Genomic DNA, 12,935 nt, shown 5'->3' on the forward strand with positions numbered 1-12,935 from the left:
TTCATGACTGGTCTCGTGGCCGCGGAGATGTGTATAAGTGCCAGCGTGGGTGCCGCGCACCAACGTGCGCCGGACCACCGAACCGCCGACCACGACCACCACGACCACCCCGCCGACGACCACCACGACGAGCCCGACCGAAACCACGCCGACCAGCCCGACGACACCGACAACGCCGCTGATCGGGCCCGAGGGGCCGCCCACAACGACGGATACGCCGCTGGTGCCCCCGGTTCCGCAACTGCTGCCGCCACCGACGGCGACTCCGCCCAGCTAGGGCGGCACTGTTTCACCGCTACACTGGCGACCCGTGATGATCACCCTCAACAACGTGACCAAGCAGTACAAGTCGTCAGCGCGGCCCGCGCTCGACAACGTCTCGGTCAAGATCGACAAGGGTGAGTTCGTCTTCCTCATCGGACCGTCGGGGTCGGGCAAGTCGACGTTCATGCGGCTGCTCCTGGCTGAGGAGACTCCGACCCACGGCGACATCCAGGTGTCGAAGTTCCACGTCAACAAGCTGCCCGGGCGCCACATCCCCAGCCTGCGCCAGGTGATCGGCTGTGTGTTCCAGGACTTCCGGCTGCTGCAGCAGAAGACCGTCTTCGAAAACGTCGCATTCGCCCTCGAGGTCATCGGCAAGCGCGCCGAGACCATCAACCGGGTGGTGCCCGACGTGCTGGAGATGGTCGGCCTGTCGGGCAAGGCCAACCGGTTGCCCGCCGAACTGTCCGGTGGCGAACAGCAGCGCGTCGCAATCGCCCGCGCATTCGTCAACCGGCCGCTGGTACTGCTCGCCGACGAGCCCACCGGCAACCTGGACCCGGAAACCAGCAAGGACATCATGGATCTGCTCGAGCGGATCAACCGCACCGGGACCACGGTGTTGATGGCCACCCACGACCACCACATCGTCGACTCAATGCGCCAGCGGGTCGTCGAACTCGAACTCGGCCGGCTGATTCGCGACGAGCAGCGCGGCGTCTACGGAATGGATCGCTAGTGCGCTTCGGCTTCCTTATCAACGAGGTCCTCACCGGATTTCGTCGCAATGTCACCATGACCGTGGCGATGATCCTGACGACCGCCATCTCGATCGGCCTGTTCGGCGGCGGCCTGCTCGTCGTCCGGCTGGCCGATCAGTCCCGCAACATTTACCTGGACCGCGTCGAAAGCCAGGTCTTTTTGACCAACGACGTCTCGGCCAACGACCCATCGTGTGACGCCGACCCGTGCAAGGCGCTGCGCCAGCAGATCGAGGACCGCGACGACGTGCGCTCGGTGCGGTTCCTCAACCGCGACGAGGCCTACGAGGACGCGATCACGAAGTTCCCGCAATACAAGGACGTCGCGGGCCGTGACGCGTTTCCGGCCTCGTTCATCGTCAAACTCGATGACCCCGAGCAGCACAAGGAATTCGACGAGGCGATGGTCGGCCAGCCCGGCGTACTCAACGTGCTCAACCAGAAGGAACTGATCGACCGACTGTTCGCGGTCCTCGACGGCATCAGCAACGCCGCGTTCGCGGTGGCGCTGGTTCAGGCGGTGGGAGCGGTCCTCTTGATAGCCAACATGGTCCAAGTCGCGGCGTACACCAGACGCACCGAGATCGGCATCATGCGCCTGGTCGGGGCCAGCCGCTGGTACACCCAGTTGCCATTCCTCGTGGAGGCGATGCTTGCCGCCCTGATCGGTGTCGTCATTGCGATCATCGGGTTGATCGTGGTGCGGGCGCTGTTCCTGGAGAACGCGCTCAACCAGTTCTATCAAGCGAACCTGATCGCCAAGGTCGACTACGCCGACGTGCTGTACTTCAGCGCTCCGCTGATGCTGTTCTTGGGGTTGGCGATGTCGGGTATCACCGCCTACGCGACACTGCGGCTTTACATACGAAGGTAGCCATGGCAAAACAGGGCGCCAAGAAAGCCGACCCGTCCCGGTCCAGTAACAACAAGGTCGTCGCGACCAATCGCAAAGCACGACACAACTATTCGATCCTGGAGACGTTCGAGGCGGGTATCCAGCTCGTCGGGACGGAGGTGAAGAGCCTGCGCGACGGGCAGGCGTCGCTGACCGACGCCTTCGCCACCGTCGACGACGGCGAGGTGTGGCTGCGCAACCTGCACATCCCCGAGTATCACCACGGCAGCTGGACCAATCACGCGCCGCGGCGCAACCGGAAACTGTTGTTGCACCGCAAGCAGATCGATCAGCTGATCGGCCGCATCCGCGACGGCAACCTCACCCTCGTACCACTGTCCCTGTACTTCACCGACGGGAAGGTGAAGGTGGAACTGGCACTCGCCCGAGGTAAAGAGGCCCGCGACAAGCGGCAGGACCTGGCGCGTCGTGACGCGCAGCGCGAGATCACCCGCGAGTTGGGGCGCCGCGCCAAGGGCATGACCTGATCGGAGTCGCGCTCGCGCTGGCGTCGGCGCTGGGCTACGGGATCAGCGACTTCGTCGGCGGGCTGGCCTCGCGCCGCGTCGCCGCGTTGCGCGTGGTGTTGGTCTCCTATCCGATCGCGTTGGTGGTGCTCGCGGTACTCGCGGTTCCGATCGGCGGGGACGTCTCGCAGGGCGCAGTGGTCTGGGGCGTGTTGTGCGGGGTCGCGCAGGCGTTCGGCGTGTGGTGGTTCTACGCCGCGTTGGGTTCGGGTCCGATCTCGGTGGTGTCTCCGCTGACCGCGATCCTGGTGGCGGGCATCCCGGTGGGCGTCGGGCTAGCGCTGGGGGAGCGGCCCGGGCTGATCGCCGGCGTGGGCGTGGCGCTGGCGTTGGTGGCGGTGGTGCTGGTCAGCCGGGAGGCGTCCGACAAGGACGTCACGGAGCACAGGTTCACCCCGACGGTGGCGTGGTTGACGGTCGGCTCGGGCGTGGCGTTCGGGTTGAATTTCGTGCTGATCGATCAGGCGCCGGTGGACGCAAAGTTGTGGCCGTTGGTGTTCGCCCGCGCGTCGGCGACGGCGCTGGTGGTCCTCATCGCACTGCTGAGCCGCAACCTGCGACCGCCGTCGGGAACCCCGCTGAGGTTGGCGGTGCTCGCGGCATTCATCGACGTCGGCGCGAACATCGCGATGCTGCTGGCACTTCAGGCGGCGCTGCTGTCGCTGGCGGGCGTGCTGATGTCGCTGTACCCGGCGGCGACGGTGTTGCTCGCGATCGTGGTGCTGCGCGAGCGGGTGACACGCTGGCAGGCGCTCGGCATGGTGTTGGCGCTGGCTGCGGTGGCCATGATCGCCGCAGGCTGATCGACGCGAGTATTTGGGCCGAGCCGACATGAGCACTTCGTTGAATAAGGCATCATGACGAACGGAAAGGCGGGGAAGGCGTGTTGCTCAGGGGTCATCGTTGGCGTTACGGCGTCGTCGTGGCCCTGCTTCTCTTGGTCGTGGTGAATGCGCTGGCACCGTGGGGATACGACCGCGCCGAGGCGGGGATGATCGCGGTGCAGGCGATCCTGGGCGCCGTGATCGTTGTGCGCGGCTTCGTGGTTGCTCGGAAGGTCGACGGCACAGCTCGATGGTGGCGGGTCCTGATCGCAGCCTCGTGCTTGAGCTGGCTCATCGGTGAACTGCTGTGGTGGACGGGCGGAGGCGCAGACGACGGTCGAGTAGCCGGTGGGAGGGAGACCGTCGCGTATCTGCTCCCCGCGGTGCTCATCTTCTCGGCAGTGGTCGTGTTGGGGCGGGTGGGCCTCGGACGCACCAACACCCCCGACCCGGTGCACCAGTACTCGCTCGTCGCCTCCGTGCTCGACGCGATCGTGGCGGCCATCTCGTTTTCGCTGCTGTCCTACATGGCCGGATACGGTGCACTGGCCGCAGCGGCATTTCCCCGGTCGGACAATCCGCCCATCCTGGTCACCTATTCGCTGCTCCAGCTGTGCGCGGTGGTGGCGGGGGTCTTCTTCGCCAGTCTCTATCGGCCAGGCCGGCCATATCGAGCGGAGTGCCTGCTGTTGACCGGCGGTGTCATGTTGCTCGCGTCCGCCGACCGGATGGTCGCCTACTTCCGGACCGTCGGCTTGCAGAACGGTGATTTGTGGGGCGGCGGCGCGTTCATCATCGGGCTGATACTGGTGATCTACGCGCTCGCCACACCGACGCCGCAGTCAGAAACCGCCGCGCAAAGCAGCGATCGGGTGATGGACTGGGTGCAGTTGATCTTGCCGTTCGCCGGATTCGCTGGAATCGCAATGCTTTACGGCTACCACGTGATGATCGGCAAAGAGCTCGACGGGGTGCTGGTCGTCGGAGCGGTGGTGATGGTTCTGCTCGTCGCCACGCGCCAAGTCTTCGCGATGCGCGCGCAGCACAGGTTGACACTGCGGCTGTTCGACGCCCAGCACCGGCTCGCGCACCAGGTTCATCACGACGCCTTGACCGGGCTGCCGAACAGGCTGTTGTTCGGCAAGGAACTCGAAACCGCCGCAACCAGAGGCGGTTTCGTGCTGATCTTCGTCGACCTCGACGACTTCAAGGTCGTCAATGACCGGTTCGGCCACGCGGGCGGCGACGAACTGCTGCGTGCCGTGGGCGAACGCCTCCGTCGATGTGTGCGGGATACCGACACCCTGGCACGCATCGGCGGTGACGAGTTCGCGATTCTGATCAACAGCGACGCGGCGGCACCTGAAGTCGTCGCCGACCGCGTCCGGGCGGCGCTTCGGGAGCCGTTCGCGGTGCACGGCTCGAGCGTGCGGGTCCGCGCCAGCATGGGCCTGGTGCGGCCGCATGCCGGTGACGACAGCCAGACCCCAGACGACCTGCTGCGTAAGGCCGACCACTCGATGTATGAGGGCAAACGCCTAGGAAAAGACATCGCCGTCGTCTACCCGTCGATGATCGGCCGGGCAGTGGACTTTCCCACCGCCTTACGTCACGCCGACGGCGATCCGCCGGCCGGGTTCAGCCTCGTCTATCAGCCCATCGTTCGGCTACCGGAGGAGGCTCCGGTCGCCATCGAGGCGCTGGCGAGGTGGACGGCACCCGATGGCACGCAGATACCGCCCGAGACGTTCGTGGCCGCCGCCGAGGCCGCGGGGCTCGGTGATGCCTTCGACGCGATGGTGGTGGACCAGAGTTGCCGGGAAGTCACCACCGCTGGCTCGGGTATCGATTTGCAGGTCAACATTGGGGCGGCACGCTTGCGCGACGGCGGATTCCGCGATGTGGTCGCCGGGACGCTGACGCGCTACGGCATGGAACCCAGCCGGCTGACGTTGGAGATCACCGAGACCGTGCCGGTCGTCGATCTCGACGAGGCAGCCGCACAAATACGGCGGCTCAGGGCTATTGGCGTCAAGGTTGCCCTGGACGATTTCGGTGCCGGGTACAACTCGCTGACCTATCTGCACGCGTTACCCATCCAGATCGTCAAGCTCGACCGCAGCCTGTTGGCCGGACCCGAACCCGCTCAGGCCGCCACGTTGTACCGATCGGTGATCGCGGTGTGCGATCCGTTGGGCCTGGAAGTGATCGCCGAGGGCATCGAGACGGTGGAGCAGGCCGAGATGGTGTTCCTCGCGGGCTGCTCGCTGGCTCAGGGGTATCTGTTCGCGTTGCCCACTGCGATCGCCGATCTGCCGTCGAACCTCATGCCGCCGACACACCGTAGCGTCGCGGGTTCCCAGCACGGTCGTCTGTGACGAGCGGTACGGTCGGGCGGTGAGCAGCCCCTCGCGTCCGGTCACCACGCTCGACAAGACTGCGGTCCTCGATGCCTTGTTCGCCGAATGGCACACGATCGGTGACCTGTTGGCGGGCCTGGGCGAATCGGACTGGCAGACCGCGACGTCGCTGCCCGGTTGGACGGTGCACGACGTGACGGCGCACATGGTCGGCACGGAGTCGATGTTGGCAGGCATGGACATGCCGCAGCCGGATGTGGATGTGTCGCTGTTCGAGCACGTCCGCAACGACATCGGTGTGCTCAACGAGCGGTGGGTGCTGGAGTTGCGGACGATCAGCGGCGCGGAGTTGAGGAACCGTTTTCAGGCCGTCACCGCCGAGCGTCGTGCGGCGCTGACCGCGATGGACGACGACGAGTGGAACCAGGTGACCGCGACGCCGGCCGGCCCGGACAGCTACGGCCGGTTCATGCGGGTCCGGATCTTCGACTGCTGGATGCATGAGCACGACATCCGCGATGCGCTCGGGCGGCCGGCGTCGGACCCGACGGGCGCGCCCGCGATGTTGGCGCTCGACGAGATGGCGGCCAGTATGGGCTTTGTAGTGGGCAAACTGGGTGGGGCGCCCGACGGGTCGCGGGTGTCGATCGTGCTGACGGGACCGCTGGGCAGGACGATCAACGTCGCGGTCGAGGGCCGGGGCAAGGTCGTCGAGGACTTCGGCGACGAGGAACCGACGGCGACGATAACGCTCGATGCGCTGCTGTTCGCGCGGCTGGCCGGTGGGCGGGTCGCGTTGGCCCAGCATGCCGGCGACATCGGCTTCGGCGGCGACGAGAAGGTCGGCAAGCGCGTCGTCGATCACCTCAACTACGTGATCTGACCAGGGGCTTTGGGCTGGCGCGGGCATAAATGCGTGGTGTGGGGTGTTGTAGGTCGCGTAAGATGAAATGTCCTGCCGTAGGTCGGCGGGTGCGTTGTTAGACAACTACACAGGGGCTGAACGGTTTCGACTTCGAGTGTCGAATCAAGGGAAGCGTGCCGGTGCAGGCAAGAGACCACCGTTAAGCGTCGTTGCAACCAATTAAGCGCCGATTCCAATCAGCGCGACTACGCTCTCGCTGCCTAAGCGACAGCTAGTCTGTCAGCCCGGGAGAGCCCTCGACCCGGTGTCTGGCATCAGCTAGAGGGATAAACCGGTGAGTTCGGTCGCGGGACTTATCGGGACATCAAACAGCGACTGGGATCGTCATCCTGACTTGTTCGCGTGATCAGGAGATCCGAGTAGAGGCGTAGCGAACTGCGCACGGAGAAGCCTTGAGGGAACGCCGTAGGACCCGGGTTCGATTCCCGGCAGCTCCACTGAAAGGGCCGCAGAAATGCGGCCCTTTTCTTTGCTCGACCCGGCCCCCGCTGGTCTGACTGCGTCGCGAAGCGAAATCCAGCGACGCAAATAGTTTCAGTGCCGCTAGGCAGTCAGCTGCACGGACGGGGTTGCTTGTTCGACCCGGATGATGGCGTCCCCAGGGAAATGCTCGCGATGAGTCTCGGCTGCGTCGGCGGGATCTCCGGCGATTACGACGCGTAAAGTGTGGATTTCGCAGGTGTGGCTGATAACGGTGTAGTGATCGTGTACCGGATTGGCGTCTGTCATCGGTTGTTTCCTTTCTAAGTGTGATGCAGTGACGACTACGTCATAAAGTTACCGACGGTCCGAGCCTGGACGCGTCGGCTGATCGACCCATGATGTGGAGGAGAGACGTTCAACCGATTGGGGGATACCGGCTCGGACATTCGCCGTCAGGTCCGAGGTCAGAAGAAGGACGCTGCCATAATTTCGGTGACCGTCTTCAGAGGGCGTGTCTCGGTGTCATGAGTCAGCACCGGACGATGACTGCTCTTGACGCCGTCAGGAGTCGGAAACGAATCCCAGGTCGCGAGCCATACAGAACCTTATGCTCTACGTCGACAGTTGCGTCAACAAACGCGGCCCAGGGGCGGTCACCATGGCTTCGATCGGTTCGCAGCAGCATGGACGGGGCCGCGATCTCGTCGGCATCGTCGGTCCGCCCACGGTGAGCACTTTGATGGAAGCTCCGCAACCGCTCCGGCAGGCAAGTCCCCATATATCCGTAGAACAAGACGGCAGATTTCGTATTCCAGCAAATAAGTTATAGGGAAACCCCTGATTCCCTTTCGCCGTTTCAGGCGCAGACTCGGTGTGGTAGGCGGACCCCCGGGTGGGGAGGACGCCTCACATCCAAGATCAAAGTCGGGGCATGCCATACGAGTCGTGGCCGCGTTTGTCGTGGCGGCAACATCCTTCGGGGCGGCAGCGAAAAGTGCGGCACCCGTTGACTTGTACGACAGAAGGCAGGGCTTGACATGTTGAGACGATTGCTGACGGTTGGAGCCGTCGCGGCCTCGATCGGCGTCGGCGGTTGCGTGGGTGTGGGTGCCGCGTTGGCTGATCCTGCCGTGTGTGGCGTGCCGGGGACGCCGCCGTGTGCGCCGTCGCTCAGTCCTCAGCAGCAGTGCGCGCTAGTCGCGTGGCGAACATGGACGCCGTGCAACTGGGTGGGTGTGCAAGTTCCGATCGGAACACCGGGCAGCGTCGGCTGATAACGATGCGGTCTTGGGTTACGTCAATTGCGCTTTACGCACGAGACGAACTCACTTCACTCGCTTTCCGGCAGATGACGAGCGCCTCGACGTAGTCCCAGCGATAGCGGTCGGGGGCCTCCGCGACGCGTTCTTCGAGCTCTCGGAGAAATGCGGTGAAGAGGCCGGCCGCCCGCGCCTCCCCCTCGCGCGCGAATGCACGGAGGAGGAGCGGCCCTCCCCATGCGCCCACGCTCTGGACGTAGTCGTGCGCGAACGCCGCGGGATCGCCGTGCCAGTAGGGGTTGTCGACACGGAAAAGTTCGATGCTCTCGAGCTCGAGGCCGGCGAAGCTGCCGGCACCCGCCTCGAATGGGGCCCGGAACTCGCCGAGTGTGCGCGACCAAACCGGAACGACTGCCGCGTCGACCGTGGCGCCGCTTATTCGCCCCGCCCGGCGCCAGTTGGCGAGCAGGAGGTTCATGTCCCCGACGATCTCGACGTAGAGCCCCGTCCTGTCCGGGCATGGAGCGGGGGACGCCGGGATGGCCGCGATGAACCAGCCCCCTGGCGCCAGCTCGAGTGAGCGCATCTCGAGCATTTGTTCCCACTGGCGCGCCGCGGCGATGCGCCAGGTGCGTCGCTCGTCCTGGTCCACGTGATCCGGGTATCCGGGGAAGACGGAGCCGCTGGAGGCCAGGCCGGCGGCGTCGGCGATCCAGTGCATGGTCGTCCCGCTCACAGAGAGGTGCGCTGTGCCTCGTGGAAAGGCGGGGGCCTGATCGAGAGGGATTCCGGCCATGGAGATGACCGCGGCGGGAGGCGGGTCGCGATCGAGCGCTCGACGACAGGACTTGCCGTGGGCCTCCGGCGAGCTGTAATGGGCGCCCGTGCCCGTATCGGCGAGCCCGGGGCCGGACTCGGCCAGCCCAGGGGTCACGACCACCACTCCCTGGTCCTCCGCCTCGCCAAAGGCGTCTCGCAGGTGGGCAGCGGCGACCCGCCACGCGTTCGTCGGTAGGTCAACGAGCGCGTAGATCAAGGGCCGACCGGAGCGCTGTGCCACGAGATCACGGATGAGGCCGTGAGAGTTCACGCCGTCGGCGGCTCCCAAATCGGCCACGCAGAGCACCGGCTCGGCCGATAGGCTCTCCGCGGCGGCCATCACGGCTGGGTGAATCGCCTCAAAGCAGGCGCGCTGCGAGAGCGCGTGCCGCGCATAGTCGTCCGCCATGCTCAAGAGCTCGGGGCGACATGACGGCGTGGTGCTTCCTTCCGCAGCGCCGCGGTCGGGACTGTGTTTGGGGCCGATTGCTGCTGGAAGATCCATGCTCACTCCCGCCCCTCGGCGCGGCCGTCAATGGTGAAACCATACTTTCCTGCCGCGGCGAAATACCTCATGTTGCTCTGTTAACCGCCCCGCGTCGAACAACTCGACAAGACCACCGGTGACGCGATCCTTTACTCACCACACAGTCGTCTTCCCGCGATTTCTGCGCTTGGTGCGATTTCGGCAGCTCTACCAAAAGGAGCTACTGTCCAGGGCGACAAGCCTTGACCAGTTCCCGTTTCGCCATCACCAGTCATCTGAATTGGCATCTGGCCCTGTTGATTTGACCGTTTGCCCCGGAGCCTGTTGCGCGTGGACATAAGCTTCCGGCCACGAGGCAGCTGCCCTGATCGCGATGTCTCCCACGGATTTCCATTTCAAGATCGCACGACCGCGAGGTCGAGCTTGGCACTTACCGCGTCGACAACTTCGGCGCACAAAGGAGGCTGGAGCGTTGTCGACCAAGCTGAGGGCTCAGCTGTGACCCCAGAACTAGGGCGTCTCCACGGAAAGTCCGCCGTGATCACTGGGGCGGCGTTCGGGATCGGCCGGGCGACGGCCGTGCGCTTCGCGCGCGAAGGAGCCCGGTTAGTCATCACCGACATACAAAGCGAGCCGCTGCTCGCGCTGGCTGACGAACTGCGGCACGACGGGACGGAAGTCGACACAGTCGTCGGGGACGTCTCGGTCGAAGGTGACGCAGAGCGGATGATCACAGCGGCGACCGACCGCTACGGACGGCTCGACGTGCTGGTCGCGAACGCCGGGATCATTCCGCTCGGCGATGCGCTTGAGGTCTCCGCCGCCGACTGGGATGAGGTGATGGCCATCGACGGCCGCGGAATGTTCCTGACGTGCAAGTTCGCGATCGAGGCGATGTTGCCCACCGGGGGTGGCGCCATCGTCTGCCTCTCCTCGATCTCTGGACTGGCAGGCCAGAAGCGACAGGCCGCCTACGGGCCCGCCAAGTTCATCGCTACCGGCATGACCAAGCACCTGGCCGTCGAGTGGGCCGACCGCGGCATCAGGGTCAATGCCGTTGCTCCCGGGACGATTCGAACCGAGCGAGTCAAACAGCTTCCCGATGAGCCGGGTGGGTCGGAGTATCTGGCGGCGATCGAGCGCATGCACCCGATCGGCCGTCTCGGTGAACCGGCCGAAGTCGCCAGCGCCATCGCCTTTCTCGCGTCCGACGACGCCTCGTTCATCACCGGAGCCGTGTTGCCCGTCGATGGGGGATACCTAGCGCAATAGTGCTCGAACTCCAAAAGATTTCGTGAAATGCCGGTGGCTACAAGAGATTATCCCGCTCGAGCGAAGGAGCTCCGAGGATGCGAGTGACACGAACCGGCTCTGGTGGGCCGCCCTTGGTCTTCGTGCACGGGCTTGCTTGCGACGGCACGGACTGGCAGGCGCAGGTCGACTGGTTCGAGACAAGAACCACCGTCGTCGTATGTGAGTTGCCCGGGCACGGCTCCAGCACGGCCGCACCAGAGGACTGCACAGTCGAGGCGTATGGCGCCGCGGTGGCCCGAGCCATGACGGAGTTGTCGCTGCCGCCGGCGATCGTCGTGGGCCACAGCATGGGATGTCGCGTCGCTCTCCAGGCGTGCCGGGTAGCGCCCGACGCCGTGTCCGGGCTCGTACTCGTCGACGGCAGCCGAATCGGTGACGGTGATTCCGCCATCGCCGAGCAGGCCATGGCCGACGAACTCGCCGGCGACGGCTACGGCCGATTCATGCAGGCATTCTTCCAAGGGATGTTCTTCGGACCGAGCGACCCCGAGCTAGCGAAGCGGATCATTGACCGAGGTGTTCGTTTTCCCGCGCCAATTGGAAGAAGGCTGCTGACGAGTCTGGTCGGTTGGGACGCCGGCGAGGTGGAGAGTGCACTCGAGTCTGTCCGCGTCCCGCTGCTGGCGATTCAATGCACGACCCTCGATGCGGCACGCGAACGTGTGTCGCTCGAATCGGGACAGAGTGCACCCTGGATCGACCTGGTGCTTGCTCATGTGCCACAAGCCACCGCCGCGATGTTGCCCGGTTCTGGCCACTTCCCGCAGATCGAACAGGCCGCGGAGGTCACCGCGCTTATTGCCGACTTCCGCGACGCCATTCAGCGTCATCAATGACGCCGGGGGTTCGGGTATCTCGCCTGGAGTGTCGTTGCTCCGGGCAGCACCACGCCGATCGTCTCGGGATTCGACGTCGCGCTCATCGCCGAGGACGGCATCACCGACCTGTTCTCCGTGATCACCAGGGCACCGCAATGATCAGACGGCCCGACTTTCCAGCGATAGCCTTCTGACATGTCAAAGTCATTCGACTGCACCGTCGAATCCGCGGTCAGCGTCCAACAGATCCAGGCCGCGTTCTCCGAGCGCGGATACTGGCTGGCGCGGCTGGAACCGCACAACGGCACGGCAGAACTGCGCTCATTCGACGTCAACGTGCAGGGGGAGGTGCGGGTGACGGTTGCCCAAGACTTGCGAAACACCGTGCTGCCGGGCCTTTTTGGCAAGCTATACCCCGGCGGTGTGGAACTGGTGCAAAGCGAGACGTGGACCGTCGACCGTGGGGACAAGGTGCGGGGGCTGATCCACGTCCAAGCCCACGGAGCGCCTGGCTCCGGCCGCGGCACCATCGAGATGACGCCGACGCGTGACGGTGAGCGCCTCGAGTGCAGCGGCATCGTCAAAGTCAAGATCCCGATCGTCGGCGGCAAGATCGAAAGCTATTTCGGTCGTCAGATGACGGATCAGATCCCCCAGATCCTTCGCTCCATTAAAGAGTGGATCGACGAGAGCGCCTGACCCTTCGCCGGGGAGCCGACGAGCTACCGCCGCTGTCCGCAAACGGAAGATTTCTCCGAAATCCCTGCTCGGCCGGGATCGATCGTGGTTCACTGACCTCCACGCAAATTCTTGACGGGCGTCAGGGGGTATCGGTGGCTGATCAACGCGTCGACGATCGGGAGCAAGGCCACGACTCGGAGTTGGCCGTGGATGTCCGTGTCCGCGTCCACCCGGACACGGACGCCGAGGCACGTGGCGTCATCGTCGAAGACTTCGGTGAGATGACCGCCGTGCCCGTCGATATCGGCTCCAACCACATCGCGGATCCCGCCCGCCGCTGGGCAGTGATGCTCGACGAGGGCACGCTGCTGTTCGCCGACTCCGAACAACTCACACCCGAGTAGCTCCCGGTAAGCCTTTGATCCCGCCTGTCCTCAAGCAGGCGGCGGAGGCGGCGGCGGTGGCGGCGCGATCAGCGGTGGTGGGGGAGCCGGCGGCGGTGGCGGCGGTGGCGGCCCGAAAATGAACGGCGGCAGACCGGGAATCGGCATCGCCATCGGATCGGGTGGCGGTGGCGG

General features: G+C 65.1%; 13 protein-coding genes and 1 other RNA gene. 11 read left to right on the top strand and 3 right to left on the bottom strand.

Features of this window, described 5'->3' with window-relative positions:
• A partial coding sequence (locus tag CEX88_RS26465; RefSeq protein ID WP_238382202.1) for a hypothetical protein occupies positions 1–204 on the bottom strand: 204 nt, incomplete at its 3' end.
• Between the two features lie 109 nt (positions 205–313).
• Here CEX88_RS26465 and ftsE point away from each other — a divergent pair.
• The 7 genes from ftsE to ssrA all read left to right on the top strand — a co-directional run bounded on the left by ftsE (position 314) and on the right by ssrA (position 6,996).
• Entirely contained in the window at positions 314–1,003 is a 690-nt protein-coding gene (ftsE, locus tag CEX88_RS25310) for a cell division ATP-binding protein FtsE (protein ID WP_064346044.1), read from the top strand.
• Positions 1,003–1,899 (top strand): permease-like cell division protein FtsX, encoded by an 897-nt coding sequence (gene ftsX, locus CEX88_RS25315; RefSeq protein WP_094295584.1) that lies wholly within the window; start codon positions 1,003–1,005, stop codon positions 1,897–1,899. Before ftsE ends, ftsX begins: the two co-directional genes overlap by 1 nt.
• A gap of 2 nt (positions 1,900–1,901) precedes the next feature.
• Positions 1,902–2,408, top strand: coding sequence for an SsrA-binding protein SmpB (smpB, locus tag CEX88_RS25320; protein WP_094295585.1), 507 nt, complete (start codon positions 1,902–1,904; stop codon positions 2,406–2,408).
• Entirely contained in the window at positions 2,405–3,250 is an 846-nt protein-coding gene (locus CEX88_RS25325) for an EamA family transporter (RefSeq protein ID WP_094295586.1), read from the top strand. Before smpB ends, CEX88_RS25325 begins: the two co-directional genes overlap by 4 nt.
• Before the next feature lie 119 nt (positions 3,251–3,369).
• Entirely contained in the window at positions 3,370–5,649 is a 2,280-nt protein-coding gene (locus CEX88_RS25330; protein WP_238382203.1) for a putative bifunctional diguanylate cyclase/phosphodiesterase, read from the top strand.
• Positions 5,650–5,668: 19 nt separating this feature from the next.
• The gene (locus CEX88_RS25335) at positions 5,669–6,514 is read left to right on the top strand and encodes a maleylpyruvate isomerase family mycothiol-dependent enzyme (protein ID WP_094295588.1); all 846 of its coding nucleotides are present in this window, start codon (positions 5,669–5,671) and stop codon (positions 6,512–6,514) included.
• Positions 6,515–6,626: 112 nt separating this feature from the next.
• Positions 6,627–6,996: a transfer-messenger RNA gene (gene ssrA, locus CEX88_RS25340) on the top strand.
• A 103-nt stretch (positions 6,997–7,099) separates the two neighbouring features.
• Here the strand turns inward: ssrA and CEX88_RS25345 are convergent.
• Both CEX88_RS25345 and CEX88_RS25355 read right to left on the bottom strand, forming a co-directional pair.
• Entirely contained in the window at positions 7,100–7,285 is a 186-nt protein-coding gene (locus CEX88_RS25345; protein ID WP_094295589.1) for a hypothetical protein, read from the bottom strand.
• A 1,002-nt stretch (positions 7,286–8,287) separates the two neighbouring features.
• Entirely contained in the window at positions 8,288–9,466 is a 1,179-nt protein-coding gene (locus tag CEX88_RS25355; RefSeq protein ID WP_094295590.1) for a class I SAM-dependent methyltransferase, read from the bottom strand.
• Between the two features lie 576 nt (positions 9,467–10,042).
• Between CEX88_RS25355 and CEX88_RS25360 the strand changes: the two genes are divergently transcribed.
• The 4 genes from CEX88_RS25360 (at position 10,043) to CEX88_RS25375 (ending at position 12,761) form a co-directional block, all read left to right on the top strand.
• Positions 10,043–10,816 carry an SDR family NAD(P)-dependent oxidoreductase gene (locus CEX88_RS25360; RefSeq protein ID WP_066841548.1) on the top strand — a complete coding sequence of 258 codons (774 nt, stop codon included), beginning with the start codon at positions 10,043–10,045 and terminating at the stop codon, positions 10,814–10,816.
• 77 nt (positions 10,817–10,893) lie between these two features.
• On the top strand, positions 10,894–11,694 hold the full coding sequence (locus CEX88_RS25365; protein WP_094295591.1) for an alpha/beta fold hydrolase: 801 nt from the start codon (positions 10,894–10,896) through the stop codon (positions 11,692–11,694).
• Positions 11,695–11,871: 177 nt separating this feature from the next.
• Positions 11,872–12,375, top strand: coding sequence for a DUF2505 domain-containing protein (locus tag CEX88_RS25370; RefSeq protein WP_094295592.1), 504 nt, complete (start codon positions 11,872–11,874; stop codon positions 12,373–12,375).
• 134 nt (positions 12,376–12,509) lie between these two features.
• A complete protein-coding gene (locus tag CEX88_RS25375) occupies positions 12,510–12,761 on the top strand; it encodes a hypothetical protein (RefSeq protein ID WP_094295593.1) in 252 nt (83 codons plus the stop codon).
• The last annotated feature ends 174 nt before the right edge of the window (positions 12,762–12,935 follow it).

It is taken from the genome of Mycobacterium neumannii, assembly GCF_002245615.1.
GTDB classification, from domain to species: domain Bacteria; phylum Actinomycetota; class Actinomycetes; order Mycobacteriales; family Mycobacteriaceae; genus Mycobacterium; species Mycobacterium neumannii_A.